Source organism: Streptomyces sp. NPDC056527 (assembly GCF_042794475.1).
Taxonomy (GTDB): domain Bacteria; phylum Actinomycetota; class Actinomycetes; order Streptomycetales; family Streptomycetaceae; genus Streptomyces.
Genome location: NZ_JBHTTQ010000106.1, coordinates 1 through 24,300, shown reverse-complemented (window position 1 = coordinate 24,300; position 24,300 = coordinate 1). Strand labels below are relative to the sequence as shown.

At 72.1% G+C, this 24,300-nt stretch carries 24 protein-coding genes; 7 read left to right on the top strand and 17 right to left on the bottom strand.

The genetic code is table 11. The features are described from left to right. Nucleotides 1–32: 32 nt before the first annotated feature. From ACFQ7Q_RS32015 to argC, 5 genes are read right to left on the bottom strand one after another with little or no spacing between them, the layout of a single operon-like run. Nucleotides 33–569: an arginine repressor gene (locus ACFQ7Q_RS32015; RefSeq protein ID WP_383561281.1), complete on the bottom strand. Its 537-nt coding sequence runs from the start codon at nucleotides 567–569 to the stop codon at nucleotides 33–35. A gap of 7 nt (nucleotides 570–576) precedes the next feature. Beyond that, the gene (locus tag ACFQ7Q_RS32010; RefSeq protein WP_383561279.1) at nucleotides 577–1,776 is read right to left on the bottom strand and encodes an acetylornithine transaminase; all 1,200 of its coding nucleotides are present in this window, start codon (nucleotides 1,774–1,776) and stop codon (nucleotides 577–579) included. Continuing rightward, the gene (gene argB / locus ACFQ7Q_RS32005) at nucleotides 1,773–2,693 is read right to left on the bottom strand and encodes an acetylglutamate kinase (RefSeq protein WP_376434588.1); all 921 of its coding nucleotides are present in this window, start codon (nucleotides 2,691–2,693) and stop codon (nucleotides 1,773–1,775) included. Before argB ends, ACFQ7Q_RS32010 begins: the two co-directional genes overlap by 4 nt. Further along, nucleotides 2,690–3,865: a bifunctional glutamate N-acetyltransferase/amino-acid acetyltransferase ArgJ gene (gene argJ, locus ACFQ7Q_RS32000; protein ID WP_383561276.1), complete on the bottom strand. Its 1,176-nt coding sequence runs from the start codon at nucleotides 3,863–3,865 to the stop codon at nucleotides 2,690–2,692. Before argJ ends, argB begins: the two co-directional genes overlap by 4 nt. Next, entirely contained in the window at nucleotides 3,862–4,890 is a 1,029-nt protein-coding gene (gene argC, locus ACFQ7Q_RS31995) for an N-acetyl-gamma-glutamyl-phosphate reductase (RefSeq protein ID WP_383561274.1), read from the bottom strand. Before argC ends, argJ begins: the two co-directional genes overlap by 4 nt. A 381-nt stretch (nucleotides 4,891–5,271) precedes the next feature. On the opposite strand from argC, the gene rox reads away from it, so the two are divergent. The 3 genes from rox (at nucleotide 5,272) to ACFQ7Q_RS31980 (ending at nucleotide 8,764) form a co-directional block, all read left to right on the top strand. Beyond that, nucleotides 5,272–6,699, top strand: a complete 1,428-nt coding sequence (gene rox / locus ACFQ7Q_RS31990; protein ID WP_383561272.1) for a rifampin monooxygenase — start codon at nucleotides 5,272–5,274, stop codon at nucleotides 6,697–6,699. 718 nt (nucleotides 6,700–7,417) lie between these two features. Continuing rightward, nucleotides 7,418–8,242 carry a sigma factor-like helix-turn-helix DNA-binding protein gene (locus tag ACFQ7Q_RS31985; protein ID WP_383561270.1) on the top strand — a complete coding sequence of 275 codons (825 nt, stop codon included), beginning with the start codon at nucleotides 7,418–7,420 and terminating at the stop codon, nucleotides 8,240–8,242. A 117-nt stretch (nucleotides 8,243–8,359) separates the two neighbouring features. After that, a complete protein-coding gene (locus ACFQ7Q_RS31980; protein WP_383561268.1) occupies nucleotides 8,360–8,764 on the top strand; it encodes a VOC family protein in 405 nt (134 codons plus the stop codon). A gap of 49 nt (nucleotides 8,765–8,813) precedes the next feature. On the opposite strand, the gene ACFQ7Q_RS31975 is transcribed toward ACFQ7Q_RS31980, so the two are convergent. The 5 genes from ACFQ7Q_RS31975 to ACFQ7Q_RS31955 all read right to left on the bottom strand — a co-directional run bounded on the left by ACFQ7Q_RS31975 (nucleotide 8,814) and on the right by ACFQ7Q_RS31955 (nucleotide 13,381). Beyond that, on the bottom strand, nucleotides 8,814–10,034 hold the full coding sequence (locus ACFQ7Q_RS31975) for a methyltransferase (protein ID WP_383561266.1): 1,221 nt from the start codon (nucleotides 10,032–10,034) through the stop codon (nucleotides 8,814–8,816). 7 nt (nucleotides 10,035–10,041) lie between these two features. Then, complete coding sequence (locus ACFQ7Q_RS31970; RefSeq protein ID WP_383561264.1) at nucleotides 10,042–10,683, bottom strand: nucleoside deaminase; 642 nt, start codon at nucleotides 10,681–10,683, stop codon at nucleotides 10,042–10,044. Between the two features lie 30 nt (nucleotides 10,684–10,713). Beyond that, nucleotides 10,714–11,289, bottom strand: coding sequence for a histidine phosphatase family protein (locus tag ACFQ7Q_RS31965; RefSeq protein WP_383561262.1), 576 nt, complete (start codon nucleotides 11,287–11,289; stop codon nucleotides 10,714–10,716). Nucleotides 11,290–11,373: 84 nt separating this feature from the next. Then, complete coding sequence (locus tag ACFQ7Q_RS31960) at nucleotides 11,374–11,823, bottom strand: GNAT family N-acetyltransferase (RefSeq protein ID WP_383561260.1); 450 nt, start codon at nucleotides 11,821–11,823, stop codon at nucleotides 11,374–11,376. A 121-nt stretch (nucleotides 11,824–11,944) separates the two neighbouring features. Then, nucleotides 11,945–13,381, bottom strand: coding sequence for a PLP-dependent aminotransferase family protein (locus ACFQ7Q_RS31955; protein WP_383561258.1), 1,437 nt, complete (start codon nucleotides 13,379–13,381; stop codon nucleotides 11,945–11,947). 28 nt (nucleotides 13,382–13,409) lie between these two features. Between ACFQ7Q_RS31955 and ACFQ7Q_RS31950 the strand changes: the two genes are divergently transcribed. Together ACFQ7Q_RS31950 and ACFQ7Q_RS31945 are read left to right on the top strand one after the other, a co-directional pair. After that, a complete protein-coding gene (locus ACFQ7Q_RS31950) occupies nucleotides 13,410–14,300 on the top strand; it encodes a DMT family transporter (protein ID WP_383561257.1) in 891 nt (296 codons plus the stop codon). A gap of 83 nt (nucleotides 14,301–14,383) precedes the next feature. Further along, nucleotides 14,384–14,578, top strand: coding sequence for a DUF1918 domain-containing protein (locus tag ACFQ7Q_RS31945; protein WP_376434555.1), 195 nt, complete (start codon nucleotides 14,384–14,386; stop codon nucleotides 14,576–14,578). Nucleotides 14,579–14,588: 10 nt separating this feature from the next. Here the strand turns inward: ACFQ7Q_RS31945 and ACFQ7Q_RS31940 are convergent, their stop codons facing one another. After that, nucleotides 14,589–15,857: a glycoside hydrolase family 10 protein gene (locus ACFQ7Q_RS31940; RefSeq protein WP_383561254.1), complete on the bottom strand. Its 1,269-nt coding sequence runs from the start codon at nucleotides 15,855–15,857 to the stop codon at nucleotides 14,589–14,591. A 170-nt stretch (nucleotides 15,858–16,027) separates the two neighbouring features. Here ACFQ7Q_RS31940 and ACFQ7Q_RS31935 point away from each other — a divergent pair, with 170 nt between their 5' ends. Continuing rightward, entirely contained in the window at nucleotides 16,028–16,888 is an 861-nt protein-coding gene (locus tag ACFQ7Q_RS31935) for a 3-hydroxybutyryl-CoA dehydrogenase (RefSeq protein ID WP_383561252.1), read from the top strand. A gap of 88 nt (nucleotides 16,889–16,976) precedes the next feature. On the opposite strand, the gene ACFQ7Q_RS31930 is transcribed toward ACFQ7Q_RS31935, so the two are convergent. The 5 genes from ACFQ7Q_RS31930 to ACFQ7Q_RS31910 form a co-directional block, all read right to left on the bottom strand. After that, nucleotides 16,977–17,507: an NUDIX hydrolase gene (locus ACFQ7Q_RS31930; protein WP_383561250.1), complete on the bottom strand. Its 531-nt coding sequence runs from the start codon at nucleotides 17,505–17,507 to the stop codon at nucleotides 16,977–16,979. A 51-nt stretch (nucleotides 17,508–17,558) separates the two neighbouring features. Further along, complete coding sequence (locus tag ACFQ7Q_RS31925) at nucleotides 17,559–18,899, bottom strand: transcriptional regulator (RefSeq protein WP_383561248.1); 1,341 nt, start codon at nucleotides 18,897–18,899, stop codon at nucleotides 17,559–17,561. A 269-nt stretch (nucleotides 18,900–19,168) separates the two neighbouring features. Next, nucleotides 19,169–20,245, bottom strand: coding sequence for a PP2C family protein-serine/threonine phosphatase (locus ACFQ7Q_RS31920; protein WP_383561246.1), 1,077 nt, complete (start codon nucleotides 20,243–20,245; stop codon nucleotides 19,169–19,171). A gap of 216 nt (nucleotides 20,246–20,461) precedes the next feature. Next, a complete protein-coding gene (locus tag ACFQ7Q_RS31915; RefSeq protein WP_383561244.1) occupies nucleotides 20,462–20,863 on the bottom strand; it encodes a tetratricopeptide repeat protein in 402 nt (133 codons plus the stop codon). Between the two features lie 9 nt (nucleotides 20,864–20,872). Then, nucleotides 20,873–21,994 (bottom strand): flavin-containing monooxygenase, encoded by a 1,122-nt coding sequence (locus tag ACFQ7Q_RS31910; protein ID WP_383561242.1) that lies wholly within the window; start codon nucleotides 21,992–21,994, stop codon nucleotides 20,873–20,875. 51 nt (nucleotides 21,995–22,045) lie between these two features. On the opposite strand from ACFQ7Q_RS31910, the gene ACFQ7Q_RS31905 reads away from it, so the two are divergent. Then, the gene (locus ACFQ7Q_RS31905; RefSeq protein ID WP_383561240.1) at nucleotides 22,046–22,555 is read left to right on the top strand and encodes a methyltransferase family protein; all 510 of its coding nucleotides are present in this window, start codon (nucleotides 22,046–22,048) and stop codon (nucleotides 22,553–22,555) included. On the opposite strand, the gene ACFQ7Q_RS31900 is transcribed toward ACFQ7Q_RS31905, so the two are convergent. Continuing rightward, nucleotides 22,467–24,185, bottom strand: a complete 1,719-nt coding sequence (locus tag ACFQ7Q_RS31900) for a response regulator transcription factor (protein ID WP_383561238.1) — start codon at nucleotides 24,183–24,185, stop codon at nucleotides 22,467–22,469. The genes ACFQ7Q_RS31905 and ACFQ7Q_RS31900 overlap by 89 nt on opposite strands. Nucleotides 24,186–24,300: the final 115 nt, after the last annotated feature.

The following is a 24,300-nucleotide window of genomic DNA, read 5'->3' as shown; positions in this document are numbered from 1 at the left end:
CGATCGGTCGGTCCGCGCCCCGCGGCACGCCCTCAGCGGTCGTTCTGGGCGAGCCGCAGCAGGTGGTCGGCGAGTGCCTGGCCGCCCGCCGGGTCGCGCGAGATAAGCAAGAGCGTGTCGTCTCCCGCGATCGTGCCGAGGATCGCGTGGAGTTCGGCCTGGTCGATGGCCGACGCGAGGAACTGGGCCGCCCCCGGCGGGGTCCTCAGGACCACCAGGTTGGCCGAGGCCTCCGCGGAGATCAGCAGTTCGCCGGAGAGCCGGCGCATCCGCTCCTCCTTGGCGGACTCGCCGAGCGGCGCCTGCGGGGTGCGGAAGCCGCCCTCGCTGGGCACCGCGTAGATCAACTCGCCGCCCGTGTTGCGGATCTTCACCGCTCCGAGCTCGTCGAGGTCTCGGGAGAGCGTCGCCTGGGTGACGCTCAGCCCGTCGTCCGCGAGCAGCTTGGCCAGCTGGCTCTGCGAGCGCACCGGCTGCCGGTTGAGGATGTCGACGATCCTGCGGTGGCGTGCGGTGCGGGTCTGCGGAACGGACGGCCCGCCGTGCTCATGTTCCTGCGCGTCGGTCATCGTCGTCTCATTCTCCGGTTCGTCCTTCCCCGTTCACCGCTTCGTCGAGGACACCGGGCAGCGCTGCCAGGAACGCGTCCACCTCGGCGTCTCCGATGATCAGTGCCGGCATCAGCCGTACGACATCGGGGGCGGGCGCGTTCACCAGGAGACCGGCGTCCTGAGCCGCCTGCTGCACCTGGGGCGCGAGGGACTCGGTGAGCACGATACCCAGCAGGAGGCCCGCACCACGGACATGGGAGACCAGCGGGTGGTTCAGAGCCTCGATTCCGCCCCGCAGCTTCTCGCCGAGCCGCTTGACCTCGTCGAGCGTTCCGCCGCTCGCGAGGGTGTCGAGCACGGCGAGGCCGGCGGCGCAGGCGACCGGGTTCCCACCGAAGGTCGTGCCGTGATGGCCGGGCTTGAAGAGCTCGGCCGCGTCCCCGAAGGCGGCGGTCGCGCCGAGCGGCAGCCCGCCGCCGAGGCCCTTGGCGAGGGTGACGATGTCGGGGTCGACCCCGTCGTGGCCCTGGTACTCGAACCAGTGGCCGGTCCGGCCGATGCCCGTCTGGACCTCGTCGAGGACGAGGAGGGTGCCGGTGGCGCGGGTGATCTCGCGGGCGGCCTGCAGATAGCCGGCGGGCGGGACGACGACGCCGTTCTCACCCTGCGTCGGCTCGATGATCACCAGCGCCGTCTCCTCGGTGACCGCGGCGCGCAGGGCGTCGGCGTCTCCGTACGGGACGTGCGTGACGTCGCCGGGCAGCGGCAGGAACGGGGCCTGCTTGCCGGGCTGGCCGGTGAGCGCGAGCGCGCCCATGGTCCGGCCGTGGAAGCCGCCATGGGTGGCGACCATGTGGGTCCGGCCGGTCAGGCGGCCGATCTTGAAGGCGCCCTCGTTGGCCTCCGCCCCGGAGTTGCAGAAGAAGACCCGCCCGGGCCGGCCGAAGAGCTGGAGCAGCCGCTCGGCGAGGGCGACGGGCGGCTCGGCGACGAAGAGGTTGGAGACATGGCCGAGCGAGGCGATCTGCCGCGAGACGGCCTCGACGATCGCCGGGTGGGCGTGGCCGAGGGCGTTGACGGCGATGCCGCCCACGAAGTCGAGGTACTCGGTGCCGTCGGCGTCCCAGACCTTGGCGCCCTCGCCACGGACGAGCGGCAGCCGGGGCGTGCCGTAGTTGTCCATCAGCGAGCCCTGCCACCGCTGGGTCAGCTCCGCGTTGCTCATTCCCCGTCCCCCGTCGTCTCGTCGGGCACGACCATCGTGCCGATGCCCGAGTCGGTGAAGATCTCCAGCAGGATCGAGTGCTGGACACGGCCGTCGATCACACGGGCCGTGGTGACCCCGTTGCGTACGGCGTGCAGGCAGCCCTCCATCTTGGGCACCATGCCGCTGGAGAGGTCGGGCAGCAGCTTCTCCAGCTGACTGGCGGTGAGCCTGCTGATGACCTCGTCGCTGTGGGGCCAGTCCTCGTAGAGGCCCTCGACGTCGGTCAGCACCATCAGGGTCTCGGCGCCCAGCGCCGCAGCGAGAGCCGCAGCCGCCGTATCAGCATTGACGTTGTAGACATGTCCGTCGTCCTCGGAGCGGGCGATGGAGGAGATGACCGGGATCCGGCCGTCCTCCAGGAGCGCCTCGATGGCGCCGGTGTCGATGGCGGTGATCTCGCCGACCCGGCCGATGTCGACCTGTTCGCCCGCGATGACCGGCTGGTGCTTGGTGGCCGTGATGGTGTGCGCGTCCTCGCCGGTCATGCCGATGGCGAAGGGACCGTGCTGGTTGAGCAGTCCGACGAGCTCGCGCTGGACCTGGCCGGCGAGGACCATCCGTACGACGTCCATCGCGTCCTCGGTGGTGACGCGCAGACCGGCCTTGAACTCGCTGACGATGCCGTGCCGGTCGAGTGCGGCGCTGATCTGGGGTCCGCCGCCGTGCACGACGACGGGCTTGAGCCCGGCGTGGCGCAGGAAGACGACGTCCTGGGCGAAGGCGGCCTTGAGCTCCTCGTCGATCATGGCGTTGCCGCCGAACTTGATGACGACCGTCTTGCCGTTGTGGCGGGTCAGCCAGGGCAGCGCTTCGATGAGGATCTGGGCCTTGGGGAGCGCGGTGTGCTTACGGGTGGGGTTCGTGGAGTCGCTCATGACGAGTACGCGCTGTTCTCGTGGACGTACTCGGCGGTGAGGTCGTTGGCCCAGATGACGGCAGACTCGGCACCGGCGGCGAGGTCGGCGGTGATGGTGACCTCCCGGAACCGCATGTCGACGAGGTCGCGGTCCTCGCCGACCGAGCCGTTCTTGCAGACCCACACGCCGTTGATGGCGACGTTGAGCTGGTCGGGGTCGAAGGCCGCCCGGGTGGTGCCGATGGCGGAGAGCACCCGGCCCCAGTTGGGGTCCTCGCCGTGGATGGCGCACTTGAGGAGGTTGTTGCGGGCGATGGAGCGGCCCACCTCGACGGCGTCGTCCTCGGTCGCGGCGTTGATCACCTCGATACGGATGTCCTTGCTGGCGCCCTCGGCGTCGCCGATGAGCTGACGCGCGAGGTCCTGGCAGACCGCCGTCACGGCCTCGGCGAACTCCTCGTGCGCCGGGGTGATGCCGGAGGCGCCGGAGGCGAGGAGGAGGACGGTGTCGTTGGTGGACATGCAGCCGTCGGAGTCGACCCGGTCGAAGGTGACCTTGGTGGACTGCCGCAGGGCCGTGTCGAGGTCCTTGGCGGCGACGTCGGCGTCGGTGGTGAGCACGACGAGCATGGTGGCGAGGCCCGGGGCGAGCATTCCCGCGCCCTTGGCCATGCCGCCGACGGTCCAGCCTCCCCCAGACTCCGTCCGGGGGGACCCCCAGGTGACCACGGAGGTCTTGTGGACGGTGTCGGTGGTCTTGATGGCGATGGCGGCCTTCTCGCCGCCGTGCTCGGAGAGCTCGCCGACGGCCTTCTCGACACCGGGGAGGACCTTGTCCATGGGGAGCAGCAGGCCGATGAGGCCGGTGGAGGCGACGGCGACCTCGCCGGCGCCGACCTCCAGGAGCTCCGCCACCTTCTCGGCGGTGGCGTGGGTGTCCTGGAAGCCCTGCGGGCCCGTGCAGGCGTTGGCGCCGCCGGAGTTGAGGACGACGGCCGCCAGCTCGCCGGTGGTCAGCACCTGCTGGGACCACAGGACCGGTGCGGCCTTGACGCGGTTGGAGGTGAAGACGCCGGCGGCGGCGCGGCGGGGCCCGTTGTTGACCACGAGGGCCAGGTCCGGGTTGCCGTTCTCCTTGATTCCGGCGGCGATGCCCGCTGCCGTGAATCCCTTCGCTGCGGTGACGCTCATGGAGCGACTCCAATCGTGGAAAGTCCGGTGTCCTCAGGGAGCCCGAGGGCGATGTTCATGCTCTGCACCGCGCCGCCGGCGGTGCCCTTGGTGAGGTTGTCGATGGCGCTGATCGCGATGATGCGGTTCGCGGTCTCGTCGTACGTGACCTGGATCTGAACGGCGTTGGAACCCTGAACGGACGCCGTCGAGGGCCACCGGCCCTCGGGGAGCAGGTGGACGAACGGCTCGTCCGCGAAGGCCTTCTCGTACGCGGCCCGTACCGTCTCGGCCGTCGCCCCGGGCTTCGCCGGCGCGGAGCAGGTGGCGAGGATGCCGCGCGGCATCGGGACGAGCGTCGGCGTGAAGGAGACGGTGACCCGCTCGCCGGCCAGGGGGCTGAGGTTCTGGCTCATCTCGGGGGTGTGCCGATGGCCGCCGCCGACGCCGTACGGGGTCACGGATCCCATGACCTCGCTGCCGAGCAGGTGCGGCTTGAGGGCCTTGCCCGCACCGGAGGTGCCGCTGGCGGCCACGATCACGGCGTCGGGTTCGGCGAGACCGTTCTCGTACGCGGGGAAGAGCGCGAGCGAGACGGCGGTGGGGAAGCAGCCGGGCACCGCGATGCGCTTGGACCCCTCCAGCGCGGCACGGGCACCCGGCAGTTCGGGAAGGCCGTAGGGCCAGGTCCCGGCGTGCGGGGACCCGTAGAACTTCTCCCAGTCGGCGGCGTCGTTCAGCCGGAAGTCGGCGCCCATGTCGACGACGAGGACGTCGGGGCCGAGCTGCTCGGCGACGGCGGCGGACTGGCCGTGCGGCAGCGCGAGGAAGACGACGTCGTGTCCTGCCAGTTCCTCGGCGGTGGTCGGCGCGAGGACGCGGTCGGCGAGCGGGAGGAGGTGGGGCTGGAGGGCCCCGAGCTTCTGACCGGCGTTGGAGTGGCCGGTCAGGGTGCCGATCTCCACCTCGGGGTGGGTGAGGAGGAGACGCAGGAGTTCCCCACCCGCGTATCCACTCGCGCCTGCCACTGCTGCTCGTACCGTCATCGAAACCCTCCTCCTGGATGGCATGACTATACGCAGACCCGCAGTTTTATGCAAAGCATGGCCATTGATCCACGGAAGCGAAGAATCCGTTGCGTGGCCGCATCCGCAGGCCCATGGGAAACCTCCCGGACCGCCGGTGTCGCCGGACGCTGCGCGACATCGCTTCGGGAGGAGCCTGTCCGTCCACAGCGGACGACACATGACAGACAAATGACAAAGGCAAGGAGGTTCACCCACTCCTTGCCACTCTCAACGTATAGCACGAGGGGGGCCTTGCGGCAAGGCCCCCCTGGTGGCGCAGAATCTCCGAGTCAACGCCAGGACCTGCGGGAACGCGGTGTTCGCGGCGTACGCGAGCTTTCTTCGAACGGGGCGGTTCTCATGATGGACGTGATCGTGGTCGGCGGCGGACCGACCGGCTTGATGCTGGCCGCCGAGCTGCGGCTGCACGGTGTGCGGGTGCTCGTGGTGGACAAGGAGACGGAGCCGACGCGGCAGTCCCGCGCGCAGGGTCTGCACGTGCGCAGCATCGAGGTCATGGACCAGCGCGGTCTGCTGGAGCGCTTTCTCTCGCTCGGAAAGCAGGTCACGGCCGGCGGCTTCTTCGCCGGGCTCAGCAAGACATGGCCGACGCGGCTGGACACGGCCCATTCGTACGTCCTCGCCATCCCTCAGCAGGTCACCGAGGGTCTGCTGGCCGAGCACGCCACCGAGGCCGGCGCCGAGATCCGGCGCGGCTGCGAGCTGGTCGGGCTGCGCCAGGACGACGAGGGGGTGACCGTCGAGCTGGCCGACGGTCAGGAGCTGCGCGCGCGCTTCGTCGTGGGCTGCGACGGCGGCCGCAGCACGGTGCGCAAGCTGCTCGGTGTCGGCTTCCCCGGTGAGCCCTCCAGGGTGGAGACGCTGCTGGGTGAGATGGAGCTGACCTCCTCGACCGAGGAGATGGCCGCCGTGGTGGCCGAGGTCCGCAAGACCCAGCAGCGGTTCGGCACCATGCCGCTCGGGGACGGGGTGTACCGGGTCGTGGTGCCCGCCGAGGGCGTGGCCGAGGACCGTACGACCGCGCCGACCCTGGACGAGTTCAAGGTGCAGCTGCGGGCGTTCGCCGGCACCGACTTCGGCGCGCACTCACCGCGCTGGCTCTCCCGCTTCGGCGACGCCACCCGGCAGGCCGAGCGCTACCGCGTCGACCGGGTGTTCCTGGCGGGCGACGCGGCGCACATCCACCCGCCGACCGGTGGACAGGGGCTCAACCTGGGTATCCAGGACGCCTTCAACCTCGGCTGGAAACTGGCCGCCGAGATCGCCGGCTGGGCCCCGGAGGGGCTGCTCGACAGCTACCACTCCGAGCGGCACCCGGTGGCCGCCGACGTGCTGGACAACACCCGCGCTCAGATCCAGTTGATGTCGACCGAGCCGGGTCCCCAGTCGGTGCGCCGTCTGCTGGCGGAACTCGTGGAGATCGAGGAGGTGGACCGGTATCTGATCGAGAAGATCACCGCGATCAAGGTCCGCTACGACTTCGGCGAGGGCCACGACCTGCTCGGGCGGCGGATGCGCGACCTGCGGCTGAAGCACGGACGCCTCTACGAGCGGATGCACGCCGGCCGCGGCCTCCTGCTCGACCAGACCGGCCGGCTCTCGGTGGCGGGCTGGGAGGACCGGGTCGACCACGTCGTCGACGTCAGCGATGAACTCGACGTACCCGCCGTCCTGCTGCGGCCCGACGGCCATGTGGCATGGGTCGGCGAGGACCAGGAGGAACTGCTCGGGCGGCTGCCCGAGTGGTTCGGCGCCGCGGCCGGCTGAGCACGCGGATGTGGCCCCTCGGCGTCCCGCTCGGTGAGCCCTCGCCCCGTCGCCGGCCCGCGCGGCGAGAAGAGGAGGTGCCGACGGACGAGGCCGGTGACGTGGGTGCGGGAGACGCCGCCGCTGTCACGCACCACCCCACCACGTGGGTCGCCCGGCACCCCGAGATCCCCGGCGACATCCCCGAGGGTCGCGCGCCGACGGGCGCTACCCGTCGGTGAGGGGATTGGGGAGCCGCGTCCAGAGGTCCCCGCCACCCTTCGGATCCAGCCGCATCAGCGTGAACGCCTTCGCCGGGAGCGGCTCCGTCCTCAGGGCGTGAAGGTCCGGGGTCGGCGGCAGGCCCTGGGCGGCGGCCTCCAGGATCGCACCGAGGGTCGGCGCGTCGCCGGCCAGCGGGCCGAGCGCGCCGCTTCCCGGGATCCGCCACCGCTCTGTGGGCCGCGGCCCGCGACGAGTTCGAACGAGGTGGCCGGCTGCGGGGCATCCCCGACGTCGACGACCTCCTCGATTCGCCGGCCGTCCCCGGCAAGGCCAGTCTGCTCTCCCGCTGGATCGACGCGGACGGCACCGAACCCTGCTACGTACCCGTGCCCAACCCGCTCACGGACCGGAACGGCTCCCGAGCCCGACGCGGTCGGGGTGCGGAGTACGCCGGGCTGCCGTCACACCCTGCCTCTCGCGCACGTCATCGCACCGACGGAAGCGACGAGGAGTGATGACCACCATGGACGACCACGAGTTTCTCGCCCGGCGGTTCGACGCACATGAGGATCGGCTGCGGTCCCTCGCGCTGCGGATGCTCGGATCGCACGGCGGGGCGGAGGAGGCGCTGCGCGAGGCGCGGGGCCGGCTCGACGAGGTCGAGAGGTGGCTGGAGATCGCTGTCGGGCGGGCGTGTGTGGGCAGGCTCCGGACGCGCTCGGAGGAGGGGTTCGGGCGGCGTGGGGCGACGCCGGAGCCGGAGGGGCCGAGGGGCGCGGAGGACGGCGTCGACTCCGTGTGGCTGGCACTCCTCGTCGTACTGGACTCGCTGGCGGCGGACGAGCGCCTGGCGTACGCCCTGCACGACCTGTTCGGTCTGCCGCTGCGCGAGGTCGCTCGGATCACCGGATGTACGCCCGGGGAGGCGGGGCGACTCGCCGGACGGGCGCGGCTCCGGGTCCGGGGCGCCGGCGGGGAGGGGCCGCAGGCCGAGCCGGAGCCCCGGCGCAGGGTGGTCGAGGTGTTCCTCGCGGCAGCTCGCGAGCGGGACGCGCGTGCCCTCGCCGCCGTTCTGGACCCCGATGTCGTGGCGTACTCCGAGAACGGCTCGGTCCACGGCGCGCCCGCCGTCGCCGAGGGAGCCGCCGCGTTCGCCCGGCTCGCCGGGGTGGCGAGACCGGCGCTGGTGAACGGAGCGCCGGGGGTCGTGGCTTTCAGGGAGGGGCGCCCGGTCCGCGCGGTGGCGTTCACGATCCGGGGCGAGCGGATCACGGTCCTCGACATCACGACGGACGAGGAACGGCTGCGGGGGCTCGACCTGGTCTTCCCGGAGTGGTGAGCGGGTGCTGACGCTGCCGGACGCGGACGAGGGCCTCTGGAGCGAGGAGCGCCGGGAACCGGTGGCGCAGCCCGCTTCCGTGGTCGCGATTCCGTGGGCTGGGCTACGCTCCGGTCCATGATCGTCAACGCTCGGACCAGTATCCGTGTCGCCCGCCCCTCGCGTGACCTCGCCGCCGCCGAGCGCTTCTACGTCGAGGGGCTCGGCCTCGACGTGCTCTGGAAGACCACGGAGCGGGTGTCCGGCAAGCACGATCTGGTGATGGTCGGCCCCGCCGACGGCACCTGGCACTTCGAGCTGACCCACGACCCGGAGAAGCCGCTGGAGCCGACGCCGACGGTCGACGACCTGTTCGTCGTCTATCTGGGCGCACCGGTCGAGGAGGCACAGGTGGCGCGGCTGCTCGCCGCGGGCGGGACGCGGGTCCCGGCGCACAACCCGTACTGGGACACGTTCGGCGTCACGGTCGCCGACCCCGACGGCTACCGGCTCGTCCTCTGCTCCCGCGCCTGGAGCAACTAGCGTCGACGTCCGGGCGGAGGGTGCGTCACCGAGCCGGACTCGGTGCTCGTCATGCGGGCCGTGCCGGTATGCCGGCGGCCGCTCCCCCCGCTGTCTTCCGGCTCGACCGGCCTCCTGTCTGCTTGACGGCCCGCAGCACCACGAACTTCGGGTCGCTCGCGACCAGTTCGCAGGAGCCGAAGATGCGGCGCAGTGTGACGTGGTAGCCGAGGTGGCGGTTGCCGACGACCCACAGCTCCCCGCCCGGCCGCAAGGCCCGCCGCGCATCGGTGAACATCCGGCGCGCGGTGCGGTCGGTGGTCGCCTGGTGGCTGTGGAACGGCGGATTGTTGAGCACGACGTCGACCGAGCCGGGCGCGAGGTCCGTCAGCCCGTCCCCGACCACGAACTCGGCCGTGCGGCCGGGCTCGGCGTGGGTACGGAAGTTCTCCTCGGCGGAGGCGACGGCCTGGTAGGACTCGTCGGCGAAGACCAGCTCGGCCTCGGGCTCGGTGAGCGCGACGGCCAGGCCGACGACTCCGTTTCCGCACCCCAGGTCGGCGACCCGGGCGCTGCCGAGGTCCTTCGGCAGGTGCTGGAGGAAGAAGCGTGTGCCGATGTCGAGGCGGTCGGCGCAGAAGATGCCGGCCTGGTTGGTGACGGTCCGCCCGGCGACGATCGCGGCGTCGGCGGGGAGTTCGTACCGGTACGGCCAGGGGTTGGCCGCCCGCCGGAGGCCCGGCTCCGGGGTGCAGAAGATCAGCCGGGCCTTCTTCGCGGCGAGTGAGGTGCGGGTGGGGCCGAGGATCTTCTCGAACAGCTGGAGCGTGGAGGTGTGGATGTCCTTGACCATGCCGGTCCCGACGATCACGGTCCCCTCGTGCACGGCGGGCGCGAGCCGGTGGAGCTGGTCCTCCAGGAGCGCGAGGCTCTTGGGGACGCGGACGAGCAGGACGTCGACGCGCTCGGGCGGCGGGTCCTGGGTGGTGAGCAGGGAGACCACGTCCGGCCCGGCTCCGGAACGGGCCAGGTTCTCCTCGGTGGCCCGGCGGCCGAGGTAGGAGTCGGAGATCTGCGTCAGGGCGGCGGGACGCCGTGCGGCGAGGGCGGTGGTCAGCGCGCCCCAGCGGTCGCCGACGACGGCGACCGCGCCGGACAGATCGGTGTCCGTCTCGGCCAGGTGCCGCAACAGGTACTCGTCGGACGCGTCCCAGGCTCGCAGGGAGTCGCGCGGGTCCTCGGGGAAGCGGGTGAGCGGAAACTCGCCCCATGACGTGGTCAAACGGTTCATCGTGGTCTCAGGCTAGCCGGTCGGCCGCCTCGACGATGCCGCCCCACAGCGCGGCGAGGAGCAGCTCGGGCGTCGAGGCGTCGGGGAAGCCGTCGTCGGTGGCGATCGCGGTCGTGACGGGGTCGGTCCCGGCCATCCGGCGCACGGTCTCCGACTCGGTCCCGGCCGCCTCGACGACGCTGCGCAGGAACAGGACGGTGGCCGCCGTCCGCCACACGGGCTCGGCGGTGAGCCGGGCACGGGCCGAGGCGGAGGGCCGTCCGGTGGCGGTGGCCCAGGGGGCGGCGGCCAGGAAGCGCACGGTGCCGACACCGGTGAACTCGGCGGCGGCCGCGCACATCGAGCAGGGCTCCTGGGTGGACCACAGCGTGTGGGTGGCGAGATCCCATTCCGTACGGGCCTGGGCGAGGGCGTTCATCTCGGCATGCGCGAGCGGGGTGCCCCGCAGGATCTCCGCACCCTCCGCCTCGGGGTCGTACGCGCGGTTGCGGCCCTCGGCGACGATCGTGCCGTCGGCGTCGGTGAGGACCGAGCCCACGGCGAGGCCGCCGGTACGCAGCGCACGGTGCGCGAGTTCGAGGCAGCGCCGGGGCGCGGGTGCGAGCGCGTGCCAGGCGGTTGCGAAGCCGGTGTCCCTGATCGTGGTCATGCCGGGATCCTAGGCACCGTCGCGGACGGTTCAGCCGACGGCCGCCTGGAGGTGCAGGTGCCACAGCCCGGGGCGGCCGGTGAGCGTGACCGTGGACAGCGGGCGGACGTCGACGTTCCAGAACGTGGCGGGCGGCGCCTTGAGCGCGTACACCAGCGCCGCCCGTACGACGGCGGGTTCGGCGACCGCCACGATGGAGCCGTCGTCGGCGGGCCGGGTGTCGAGCCATCCTCCTATGCGCGAGATGAAGGCGAGGAGGGTCTCGCCGCCGTGCGGGGCGGTCCGCGGATCGGCGAGCCAGGCGTCGACGGCGGCCGGTTCGAGTGCGGCGACCTCGGCGAGGGTGAGTCCGCGCCAGCGGCCCATGTCGCAGTCGCGCAGCGCGGGCTGGGCCAGCGGGGCGTAGCCGAGGGCCGTGCCGGTGGCGCGGCTGCGGGGCGTCGGGGAGCAGTAGCGCAGCTCGGCCGCGCCGAGCGGAACCAGCGTGTGTGCGGCGACCTGCACCTCGTACCAGCCGGCCTCGTCGAGCGGCCGGTCGTCGTCGAACCGCTCGGCGAGCAGCGAGGAGCTGCGTGCCGCGGCGACGAGCGTGACCCGAAGACCCATGGCCGCGATCGTGAGGCCGGAAGCCCGGCAGGTCAAGAGGGCATATGCACGGGCTATGACCGGGGCCGTGGGTGGGCGGGGCGGTCAGTGGCGTCCGAGTGCCATCCACTTGTCCGGGTTACGCAGGGACTCAAAGCCGACCTTCTCATACACACCGTGCGCGTCGTCCGTGGCGAGCAGGATTCGGCGCAGACCGTACGGCTCCATGTGGTCACGGACCGCCGTCACGAGGGCCGTGCCGAGCCCCGTACCGCGGGCAGGCCGGTCGACGTAGACGTCACAGAGCCAGGCGAAGGTGGCGTGATCGGTGACGACCCGGGCGTATGCGGCGATCTCGCCCGTCTCGCGGTGGTAGGCCGCGAAGTTGAGGGAGCCGTCGATGGCCCGGTCCTGGGTGTCGCGGGGGCGGCCGAGTGCCCAGTAGGCGTCGGTGGAGAGCCAGTGGTGGATCCGGGCCCGGTCGAGCCGCCCGGGGTCGGTGGAGATCTCGTACGCGCTGTGCGTGAGGGCCGGTGAGGTGGTCGGGTCGGTCATGGAGGACAGGCTTCCAGTTCGTCGCGGCGACTGTCACTCGATTTCGGGCGCCCGCCGCATGGGGTCAGCTCGTGGACGGTCCGCCCCCTCACGGCGTCAGCTCGTGGACGGTCCGCCCGTCTCACGGCGTGAGTTCGTCCACCGCCGTCCGCAGCCGCCGTACGCCCTCGGCGATCTCCGCGGGTCCCGCCACGCCCGCGAAGCTCAGGCGGATGTGACCGGCGGGGGGTTCGGCGCAGAAGTAGGGGCGGCCGGGGGCGACGGCGACGCCCGAGCGGAGGGCGGCGGCGACGAGGGCGGATTCGGGGAGGGTTTCGGGGAGCCGGAGCCAGAGCTGGTAGCCGCCGAAGGGGATGTGAGGCAGCGCCAGATCGGGGAGGTGGAGCGTGAGGGCCGCGGCCATGGTGTCGCGACGGTTCCTCAACTCCTGTGAGACGGTGCGCAGATGACGGCTCCATGCGGGCGAGCCGACGAGTTCCAGGGCTGCCTCCTGGAGCGGGCGGGCGACGAAGAAGCTGTCGACGACCTGGATGGCGCGCAGCCGTTCCAGCACGGGGCCCCGTGCGGTGAGTGCGCCGACGCGCAGGCTCGGCGAGGTGGGCTTGGTCAGGGAGCAGACGTGGACGACGACGCCGTCGGGGTCCTCGGCGGCGAGGGGCGCGGGCAGCGGGCCGGCGTCCTCGTGGACCAGTCGGCGGGCGAAGTCGTCCTCGATGACGAAGGCGCCGGCCGCGCGGGCGATCCGGACGACGTCGCGCCGGCGCTCGGTGGCGAGGACGGCGCCGGTCGGGTTCTGGAAGAGCGGCTGACTGACGAAGACCCGGGCTCCGGTGGCCCTGAAGGCGGCTTCCAGCAGGTCGGGGCGGACGCCGTCGGCGTCGGCCGGGACGGGGACGGGACGCAGGCCCGCGGCGCGGGCGATGGCCAGCATCCCGGGGTAGGTCGGCGACTCGACGAGGACGTGGGTACCGGGCGGGGCGAGGGCCCGCAGGGCGGTGGTGATGGCGGACTGGCCGCCCGCGGTGATGAGGACGTCGGCTGCCGTGACGGTGCCGCCGATCTCGCGCGCGAACCACTCGCGCAGTTCGGGCAGGCCGTCGGTGGGCGGCCGGCCCCAGGCGCCGGGGCGGCGGCCCGCACGGGCCAGAGCGGCGGCCATGGCACGTTCGGGCTGGAGCGAGGGGTGCAGATAGCCGCCGTTGAACTCGACGACCCCGGGCGGCGGCGCCGACAGCGTCACGAGCACTCCGGAGGCGTCGACGGCCCGGGGGACCAGTTCGGTCGCGGTGTCGGCGCTGAGCGCCACCTCCTGCCAGGAGGTGTCCCCCACGACGGGCGTCCGTGTGCGGGGCTCGGCCCGGAACGCCCCGGCTCCCGGCCGGGTGACGACGAGGCCCTCGGCGGCCAGCTGGGCAAGGGCCCTGGTGACGGTCACCGGGGAGACGCGATAGCGCTCGACGAGGGCACGGCTCGACGGCAGCTTTCCTCCGGGTGAGTAGCGGTTGAGTTCCGCTCTCAATGAGTTGGCCAGTTCAGCGACACTGCTACGCTCGTGCATGACAGCACAGAATAGCGCTACTCCCACTATGGCGATAGCGGTCGGCAGCACCACCGCCTCCCCGCAGACCCGCGGCACACTCCTCGCCGCGCTGGGCGTGGTCTCGTTCTCGCTCACCTTCCCCTCCACCGCCTGGGGCCTGGAGAGCTTCGGCCCCTGGTCCCTGGTGGCCCTGCGCTCGACGCTCGCCGCGCTCGTCGCCGGCGCGTTCCTGCTCGCGATGAGGGTCCCGCTGCCCGAGCGCCGCCACTGGGCGGGGCTCGCCGTCGTCGCCGGTGGTGTCGTGATCGGCTTCCCGCTCCTGACCACCCTGGCCCTGCAGACCTCGACGACCTCGCACGCCGCCGTGGTCGTGGGCCTGCTGCCCCTCACCACCGCCGCCTTCGCCGCGATCCGCACGGGCCGCCGCCCGTCGCGGACGTTCTGGATCGCGGCCCTCGCCGGCGCGGCGGTGGTCATCGCCTTCACGGTCCAGCAGAGCGGCGGAGCCCTGTCCACGGGCGATCTGTACCTCTTCGGCGCGCTTCTGGTCTGCGCGGCCGGATACACCGAGGGCGGCAGGCTCGCCCGGCTCATGCCGGGCTGGCAGGTCATCGGCTGGGCGCTGATCCTCTGCCTGCCCCTGATGGTCGTCGGCTCGGCCGTCGCGCTCTCCGTCGAGCCCGTCCGACTGGGCGCCCACGGCGTCATCGGGCTGGTCTGGGTCGCGGCCGGCTCCACCTTCTTCGGCATGTACGTCTGGTACGGGGGCATGGCGGCGATCGGCATCCCCAAGGCGAGCCAGCTCCAGCTGGCTCAGCCGCTGCTGACCCTCGTCTGGTCGGTCTCGCTGCTCGGCGAGTCCCTGCCCCTCGCCGCGCCGCTCGCCGCCGTAGCGGTCCTGGTGTGCATCGCGGTGACCCAGCGCACGAAGAGCTGAACGCGCGCACGGAGGTGATGCGGGTCACAATGGCGGACGTAGACTCCGAAGTAGGGCAGGCACGGCCGCGAGGAGGTCACCCGATGCAAGCGACAGTGGGCGACAAACTGCTGGTGCACGGCCGGACCGTCGGTCAGCACGACCGTACGGCCGAGGTCCTTCAGGTGCTGGGAGAGAACGGCACCCCTCCGTACCGGGTGCGTTTCGACGACGACGGCCACGAGGCCCTGATGGCACCGGGCCCCGACACCGTCGTGCGTCACCACGAGAAGACGTGAGGCGAATCGACTAGCGCGGCGGGAGGACCGCGGTCGGGTAGTGATCCGCCACGACGGCGGCCATCGCCCCGATCCGGTCCGACGTGACCTGCGACGCCGAGAAGAAGCAGTGCCCGCCCACTCCCGCGTAGTCGTCGGCGAGCGTCAGATGGCGGGAGAGCTCCTGCGGATCCTGCCAAGCGGTCGTCTGCGTGGGGTCGCCGCACTTGTAGAGCGCCTCGCCGAGGTAGAGATCGACGCCGGTGCCCCGCACCACCCCGTCCCACCAGGGCACCAGCGTGGCGTAGTCGGCGGTGGCGAAACCGATGTTCCAGTACAGCTGCGGGATCACGTAGTCGATCCACCCCTCCCTGATCCACTTCCTGGAGTCGGCGTAGAGGTCGTCGTAGCTCTGGAACCCCATCGGGGTGTCCGAACCCGCCGGGTCGGTGGAGACGTTGCGCCAGATCCCGAAGGGGCTGATGCCGAAGATCTGCTGCGCGTCGATCTCCTTGATCCGGGCGGCCGTCTCGGAGACCAGGAGGTCGACGTTGTTCCGCCGCCAGGCCGCCCGGCTCGCGAAGTCTCCGCCGTACTGCTCGTAGGCGTCGTCGTCGTCGAAGACCTCACCTGCGACCGGGTACGGGTAGAAGTAGTCGTCCCAGTGCACGGCGTCGATGTCGTACCGGCGGACGGCGTCGAGCATCGCGTCCTGGACGAAGCGGCGGACCTCGGGCAGCCCGGGGTTGTAGTAGAGCCTCCCGCCGTACGTCACGACCCACCGCGGGTTGCGCCGGGCCGGGTGGGTGGTGGTCAGCCGACCGAGATCCGTGTGATTCGCCACGCGGTACGGGTTGAACCAGGCGTGCAGCTCGAGCCCTCGCTTGTGAGCCTCATCGACGGCCGTCCCCAGCGGGTCCCAGCCCGGATCGCGGCCCTGCACTCCGGTGAGGCACTCCGCCCACGGCTCGTGCGGTGAGGGCCACAGGGCGTCGGCGCTCGGCCGCACCTGGAGGATCACGGAGTTCAGTCGGCGCTCGACGGCCATGTCGAGGTGGGCTCGGAGTTCGGCTCGCTGACGGTCAGGGGTGAGGCCCGGGCTGGAGGGCCAGTCGACGTTGGAGATCGTCGCCACCCACATGCCGCGGAACTCGCTCGCCGCCTTCCGCTTTTTTCGTACCGACGCGGACATGTCGGCACGTTCCACGCCTGAGGCGCCCGCCACATCCGCGGCGCCGGCGACGGAAAGCGCCGCCAGAGCGGTGCCCGCCACGAACCCTCTTCTACCGATCGATCCCATATGTCACCCCTCAGGTGTTGGATACGTCACACGCATGAGCAGATCATGCCCGCCCCGGACGATCGATCATCGGTTAATGAGCGGTAACGTCGTGGGGTCGAGGCGGACGCACCGGAATCACACGGGGCCCGCCGCCAGAGAAGAGCGAAAGGCACGAGGTGACGGACTCCATGGCCGACATTGAGCGCGTCGGAGTGGTGGGCTGCGGCCAGATGGGCGCAGGCATCGCGGAGGTGTGTGCCCGCAGCGGCCTCGAGGTGAAGGTCGCCGAGACCACCGGCGAAGCGCTGGAGATCGGTCGCACGCGGCTCTACAACTCGCTCGCGAAGGCCGCCGAACGCGGCAAGATCAGCGAGGAGGAGCGCGACGCGACGCTGGCGCGACTCAGCTTCACCACCGACCTCGGCGAGTTCGCCGACCGCGACCTCGTCATCGAGGCTGTCGTCGAGAACGAGCAGGTCAAGACCGAGATCTTCCAGGTGCTCGACCAGGTGGTGACCCGGCAGGACGCGATCCTCGCCTCCAACACCTCCTCGATCCCGCTGGTGAAGCTGGCGGTGGCGACCTCGCGTCCCGACCAGGTCATCGGCATCCACTTCTTCAACCCGGCCCCGGTGCAGAAGCTCGTCGAGCTGATCCCGGCCCTCACCACCTCCGAGGGCACGATCAGCCGTGCGCAGGTCTTCGCCGAGAAGGTGCTCGGCAAGCACGCCATCCGCGCCCAGGACCGGTCCGGCTTCGTGGTCAACGCGCTGCTCGTCCCGTACCTGCTCTCCGCGATCCGGATGTTCGAGTCCGGCATCGCGAGCCGCGAGGACATCGACAACGGCATGGAGTTCGGCTGCGCCCACCCGATGGGTCCGCTGAAGCTCGCCGACCTGATCGGCCTGGACACCATCGTGTCGATCGCCGACTCGATGTACACCGAGTACAAGGAGCCGCTGTACGCCGCTCCCCCGCTGCTCCAGCGGATGGTGGACGCGGGCCGGCTCGGCCGCAAGACCGGCTCGGGTTTCTACCCGTACCCCTGAGCCCCGTGATCACCGAACGGCCCGTACACCCGCACAGGTACGGGCCGTTCGGTGTTCCTCCTCCGCACTGTCGGCCGAGCCGGTGCGGTCAGCCGAGCCGAAGATGGTGCAGCATCAGCAGCCCGGCCACCATGTTGGCCGCCGGGATCTCACCCCGCGCGATCATGTCGGGGACCAGTTTGAGCGGTATCCACTCACGCCGCGAGGACTCGAAATCGTCCTCGGGCGGGCCGATGTACGTGGCCTCCTCGGTCCAGTAGAGGTGGTGCCGGGCGTCGGTGAGGCCGTTGGACGGCTCGACGGTGAGGAGATGGCGCAGAGCCCCCGGGCGCCAGCCCGTCTCCTCCTCCATCTCACGGGCCGCGGCCGTCTCCAGCTCCTCGCCGTCCTCGACGACACCGGCGGCCAGCTCCCAGCCCCAGCTGTCGGTGATGAAGCGGTGCCGCCAGAGCATGAGGACTTCGTTGGACTCGTTGACGGCGGTCGCGACGGCGACCGGGCGGAGCCGGATCAGATAGTGGTCGAGGTGGCGGCCGTCCGGGAGTTCGACGTCCGCGAGGTTCACCCGGAACCAGCGGTTCTCATAGACAGGTTGTTCGCTCAGTTTCGTCCACTGCACGTTTCTGCCACCTTCCGATTGGTCGGTGGCAATATGGCAGCAGTCCGGGACTCACAGGGGAACGCGCAGCGCTCCGTCGATGAGTTCGGCCGCATCGCGCGCATCCCCGCACTCGCTCGCCAGCAGGTGCTCCCGTACGATCCGCAGCCGGTCACGCAGCCGCTGGGACTCCATACCGCGCGCCCGCTCGGTCATCTCGACGGCCGTCCGCGCCGCCTCGTCGGCCTCGCCCTGCCGCAGCTCGATCTGGCACAGCATCGCCAACCGGTGCACCCTGCCCCGGTCGTGCGCCGGCGTCTCCACGGCCGCCCGCGCATGCTCCCGCGCCCCCGCAAGATCACCCAGACTGAGCAGCGCCTCGGCGACCTGCACATTGACGAGCCCAGGCTGCACATAGCCCGTCTCGGCCGGCTCGTGCCCGGGACAGATCCGCTCCGCCTCCGACTCCGCCCGTCTGATGCAGGCCAACGCGGCCGCCCCGTCGTCGAGATGGGCGTACGCCTTCGCCTGCATCGCGGAGAGATCGGCAGCGAGCGCCGGAGTGATCTGCCCGCCGGCCGCGCGGAGCGCCGCCTCGGCGAACGCCACCGCCTGCCGGTACTCCCCCATGAACAGCGACTGGTTGACGAGCAGCGCGATCACATACGCGCCGAGGCCGCGGTCCCCGCTCGCCTTCGCGAGCCGCAGCGCCTGATGGAAGTAGCGCTGCGCCAGTCCGTGCGCGTCGGAGTCGTAGGCACAGATGCCCGCCACCGCCACCAGACCGCCCGTCGCGCGGTGCAGCTGGCGGCCCAGACCGTCGCTGTACGCGCCCCGAAGCAGCGGCGCGGTCTCGGTGTTGAGGAAGCCCACGATCCGCACCCGGGTCGCGATGCCGCCGGCCTTGCGATACATCTGCTCGTAGTGCGCCCGGGCGGAGCGGAGCATCGTGATGTCGGCCATCGACACCCGGGTCCGGCCGTCGCGGGACACGTCGGAGTCCTCCGGCGGGTTCTCCCACTCCCAGACCGGCATCACCGCCGGGGTGCCCGTGACGGCCTGCGCACCGAGTATGTGCGGCCGCTGCTGCTCGTCGGAGCGCCAGAGCGCGGTGGCCCGCTCGACGAACCCCGAGAGCGGCGAACCGTGGGCGAGGGAGCCGCCGCCCGGCACGCCCAGGCCGATGTCGTCGAGGGTGACCGCCCGGTGCAGCCGCGCGGCCAACACCTCGCAGATCAGGTCGGGGACCTGCCCACGAGGCCGCTGGCCCTTCAACCAGCGGGCGACGGCCGTGTGCTCGTACCGCAGGGCGAGGCCCCGGGAACGGCCCGCCTGGTTCACATGGGCGGCCAGTCCGGCGTGGGAGATGCCCGCCTCGTCGAGCAGGGCGTCGAGCAGGGTGTTGGGCTGCATGGGCCCCTCCGAGTGGCTCGGTCCGCAGGCACGCTCAGCGTAGCCGCGGGTGGTTTCGCACGGGGTGTGAATGAAGTGCCCGTTTTTCCGGTCCGTGCACTCTGCCGCGGCCGCGCCCGGGCCGGTTGACTGAGCGCCTCGCCGAAAGGCGACCGGGCCGCCGGCTCCCCCTCGTACAGTGCGGCGGCCCCTCCGCGCCACCCGCCCTGCCGATCTGCCCGACACTCCGTGGCAGTGCGGGTGGCGCCGGCCTCAAGTCCCATCGCTCACTAGTGAGGGGAGGGCGCAGGTCGGGTACGGCGCAGCCCGGGTTCGGCGGGCTGCGCCGGAACCCGCATCCGGTCGTTGCGGACGACCAACAGGGCGACGTCGTCGGCGAGTCGGCCGCGGGTGTGACGCAGGAGCGCGGTGTGCACCCGCTGGACGAGAGCGGCGGGCGAGACGGACGCGTCGCGGGCGGCCTCGGCCAGCACCGCTTCGAGGGCGAAGAAGCGGCCGGCCCCGTCGCGGGCGTCCTCGGCTCCGTCGGTGTGCAGGAAGAGCGCCTCGCCCGGCAGGAGCCGGGCGCAGCGGTACGCGGAGAGGCCGGCCGGCAGCGGGAAGGCACCGAGCGGCGGCAGCGGGTCGCCGACGGGCACGGGCTCCACCCGGTGTCCGATGCGGTACGGGCCGGGGTGACCGCAGTTGAGCGCGTACACCTCCCCGTCCGGGCGGATCTCCAGGAGCAGCACGGTGACGAACTCCTCGGCCGCGGGATGCTCCGGCTCACGTCCGGCACAGGCCGCCGGGTGTTCGTCGCGGGCCCGCTCGCGCAGATGCCTCGCGAGTGCCCGGTCGAGCCGGCGCAGGACGCCGCCGAGTTCGGGCTCGTCGTGGGCGGCCTCCCGGAAGCTGCCGAGCACGGCGACCACGGCACCGAGGGCCGCGAGTCCATGCCCCCGGACGTCCCCGATGACGATCCGTACCCCGTAGGGCGTGGCGACCGCCTCGTACAGATCCCCGCCGACGGACGCGCCCCGAGAGGCGGAGAGCTGGCCGGCGGCGACGGACAGACCGTCGAGCCGGGGCGCCGGAGGGCGCAGCAGCACGCGCTGGGTGGCGTGCGCGATGGCCCGCATCCGCTCCAGCTCGCGCGAGAGTCCGCGGCGGATGCCGAGGATCAGTCCGGTGCCGACGGTGAAGAAGACCACGCTCGTCGCGATGCGCATGGGCAGGCCCGGTTGCTGGGCCAGAGGACAGCCGAGTTTCCAGCTCACGGCAACGGCACCCCAGAGGGTGGGAAGGGCGAGTGGTCCCAGCCGGCGCAGCCGGGAGTCGTAGGAGAGCAACGTCCTGGTACGGATCATGCACGGCCCTTCCTGAGGCCCTGCAGCGCCCGAAGGCCCTGCGGCGCACAGGCCCGCCCCTGTGGCCGCGTCGATTCTGCCGACCGCGCGGCGCACGGGGGAACAGCGGCCGGACATCTCACCCAAAGGAGTGAGAGCCACCGGCGCGCCGTGGCGCGCCACCCGTCCGCCACCCGCACAGGAGGCGCAGTCCCGCACGGATGCGCCCCCTGGGCCTCAGGTCGTCGTGCGGCTCACGATGTCGACGACCCGTCGGCAGAGCCGCTCCGCCCCGGTCAGGTCGCCGCGCAGACGCAGGACGGCGCCCAGCGCGTTCAGCGGTGGAGCGAGACGCGTGTCGTCGGGGCCGTAGGCGCTTTCGTAGAGGAGCACCGCGTGCCGCAGGGCCTCCTCCGCCTCGGCTGGTCGGCCCAGTGCTTCGAGCAGGATGCCCAGGGCCGACGCCGCGTCGGCCGCGTCGGCCGAGGCGGGACCGGCCGTGCCCCGCGCGATCCGGAGGGCCGCCCGCAGCGCGCGCTCGGCCTCCGCGTAGCGGCCGCCGGCCCGGTGCCACCGCGCCCGCGCCAGGTGCTCGCGCACCTGGCGCCGGGGTGTCGTCGTATCCGTCGTCGTATCCACGAAGCACCCCTAGGCGAGGACCTTCGCCTTCGGCCGGTCGTGCACGGCGCTTCCCGCGAGGTGGCGGACGACGTACTCCGCGTCCCGGCCGGCGCCTCCGATCAGCATCGACGCGAAGGCGTACTGGAAGGCCAGGCCGACGAAGTACAGCCCGGGCGACGAAGGCACCACGCCCCGCTCCTCGCGCGGCCAGCCGTCGTCGTCCGTGACCGGGATGTCGATCCAGGAGAAGTCCTGCCGGAAGCCGGTGCACCAGACGACGTTGGCGACATCGAGCACCCGGCCCCCGTCGAGGACCGGCAGCCCGTCGCGCACGCCGGCGGTCCGTTCCGGGACCATCTCGACGCCGACGCGGGCCAGGTCGGCCCGCTTGATCCGGATCAGCGGCCCGCCATGGGCTCTGACCTCGGGACGGATCTTGCGGCCGACAGGGGTCCGGAGAGTCAGCAGGTGCTGCGCCAGGAACCACAGGACCGGGAAGATCACGTGCGCCGGCCTGCCCTCGATGTCGAACGGGATCTCGCCGTGGATCGGCCCGCTGAGCACGGTCGGATGGCCCGCCGAACCCACCTCGTGGGCGACGTCCCCGCCGGAGTGCGAGGCTCCGACCACGAGCACGCCGCCGGGCCGCAGCTGAGCGGGGTTCTTGTAGGCACTGGAGTGCAGCTGTGTGATGCGCGGGTCGAGCGCGTCGGCGAACGCCGGGACGTACGGGGTCCGGCCGAAGGTGCCGGAGGCGACGACGACGTTGTCGCACACATAGGCCGTCGTGTCGGTCTCCACGACGTACCGGTCGTCCTCCCGGGCCACCCGCCGTACGCGCTGCCCGTTGCGCACGGGCAGCCCGAAGGTGGCGGCGTAGGTCTCCAGGAAGTCGGCCATCTGGTCCTTGGTGGGGAACGACGTCGGCGGCGCGGGGAAGCGCATCCCGGGCAGCGAGGCGGCGCGCGCCGGACTGAACAGGCGCAGGGAGTCCCAGTGGCACCGCCAGTTGTCGCCGATGCGGTCGTTGCCGTCGAGGACGACGAACGGCAGGCCGCGCCGGGCGAGGTGGTATCCGGTCGCGAGACCCGCCTGACCGGCGCCGATCACGACCGTCTCGATGTGTTCAGCCCTGTCGGTGAGGTTCATCGTCGGCCTCCTCGGTCGTTCCTTGTGTTCGACACTAGGAGCGTGGAAGCGATGACCGCTTCGGGAGAACGCCCCAACCGTGCGGCTCGACGGCGATGGGTCATTCTGTCCAATGTGCCGGTGCCCGAGGCCCATCTGATCGGCCTCGGGATCGCCGCGTGCCTACGGCGCGGGCACCCCTGGACACTGCCGGGGCCGCGGTCCGCGCACCGTCTCGTGGGCCTGCCGCTGATCGCCGCGGGTGTGTGCCACATCGCCCGCTCGGTGCGGGCCGCACGCCGGGTCCACCTCGCGGATCCGGACCGTCTGGTGATGACGGGGCCGTACGCGGCCGGCCGGAACCCCATGTACGTGGGCTGGGCGCTGCTGCACGTCGGCGCGGCGGTCGCCGGCGGCTCGGGCTGGGCTCTGGCGTCGTTCCTGCCCGTCGCCGCGTGCATGCACGGCGAGGTGCTGCGCGAGGAACGAGCCCTCACGGACGCGTTCGGTGAGGAGTACCGGCGCTATCGGGCCACTGTGCCCCGCTATCTGCCGCGTCCTGGCCACCGTGCCGCGCGCTGACCAGGCCGTGTTCGTAGGCGTACGCCGTGGCCGCAGACCGGGAGGAGAGCCCGAGCTTGCCGAAGATGTTGCTCAGGTGCCGGGCCACCGTCTTCTCGCTGAGGACCAGTTCGGCGGCGATCGCATGGTTGGTCCTGCCGGTGGCGACGAGTCGCAGGACCTCGATCTCGCGGGGGCTGAGCCCGGTGTCGGCGGCCGGCCTGTCACCGGCGGGCGGGTCGAGCCGGGTCAGGTCGGGGGCCGCACCGAGCTGCCGGAACGCCTGACGCGCCGCGTCGAGTTCCAGCCGGGCGGTCTCGGCGTCGCCGAGCCGCTGCCGTGCACGGCCCACCAGGACGCGAGACCGGGCCCGGTCGTACGGAGCGTCGAGCTTCCCCCAGGTCCGGCACGCGTCGAGCAGGGTGTCGAGCGCGGGCTGGGCGTCGCCCTCCGCCAGGAGTACGGCCCCGCGGGCATGCGCGGCGACGGCGGACAGCAGCGGGGCGCCGATGTCGGCGGCGATCTGCGACAGCTCGTCCGCCGCGCCGCGGGCCGCGGCCACGTCGTCGGCGGCCAGCACGATCTCCACGTACGCGGCCAGTACCTTCGCCCGGCCGAGCCGGTCCTGCGTCTCGTCCGCCGCCCCCCGGATCGCCGCGACGGCCGCGTCGACCCGGCCCTGGGCCAGCCACAGGAGTGCGAGTCCGGGCTGCGCGGGGTGCCCGCACCGGTCCGCCCGGCGGTAGCCCTCCTCCGACTTCGTGAACGCACCGCGTACCCGGTGCAGCTCCGCCTGCTGGTAGAGGGCCATGCCCAAAGCGGGGTGGCCCGGCGGCTCGGAGAGCCGGTCGCATGCCCGCCGCGCCTCGTCCAGCGCGTCGGGCCATGAACCGCGGGTCTGGAGCACCTGGGAGCGGTGGACCAGGCACTGGCCGCGGTACGGCACGAGATCCGGCTGTGAGGCGCACCAGTCGGACAGCGCCGCCGTCCACTCCTGCGCGCGGCGCAGGTCGAACATCTCCTGGCAGGCCTCGATGACGCTGCAGTAGACGATGCCGGTCACGAGCGGCGACAGCTCGCCCGAGGTGACCGCGACCATGCTCTCGTCGAGGAGCGTCACACCGGCGGCGATCTCTCCCCCGGCGATCAGCGCCCGGCCCTGGCCGTGCCGCGCGAGGGCCACCAGCTCCGGGTCCGCGAAGCGTTCGCCGATCTCGACGACCTTGGTGAAGACGGCGTGCGCCGCCCCGGCATCGCCCTCGTAGACGAGCCGCACGCCGGAGGGGAACAGCACATAGCCCTGCTCCACACAGTCGAGTCGCCCGTCGTCGATCAGCCGCTGCCCCCGGGCGAGCCAGCCGCCGCCCCGGGCCACCTCGCCCTTCAGGATGAGCGGCATCGCCATCCAGAAGGCGCACCGCACCGCTCGCGCCGGCAGGCCCAGCCGCAGGTACGCGTGGTGCGCCCGCTCGGTCGCCGCGCCGCTCTCCGCGTCGTGTCCGACCAGATAGGCGGCGGTGGCCAGCCGTACGAGGTCGTCGGGCCCGAGCGGCTCCTCCCGGTCGGCGTGCGACAACCAGGTGTAGGCGTCCAGCCACGCCTGGCGACCGAAGGCGTCCCGAGCCTGTTCGAGTTCCGCAGCCACGTCCATGGCGCCTCCTCCCCCATTGCACCTCGCGATCGCGGGCTTGTCAGGCCGGGGGACCCCGGGACCTCCGGAGGCGCGTCGAGGGAGAACGCGGAAGGGGCCGGCCCGGTGTTCACCC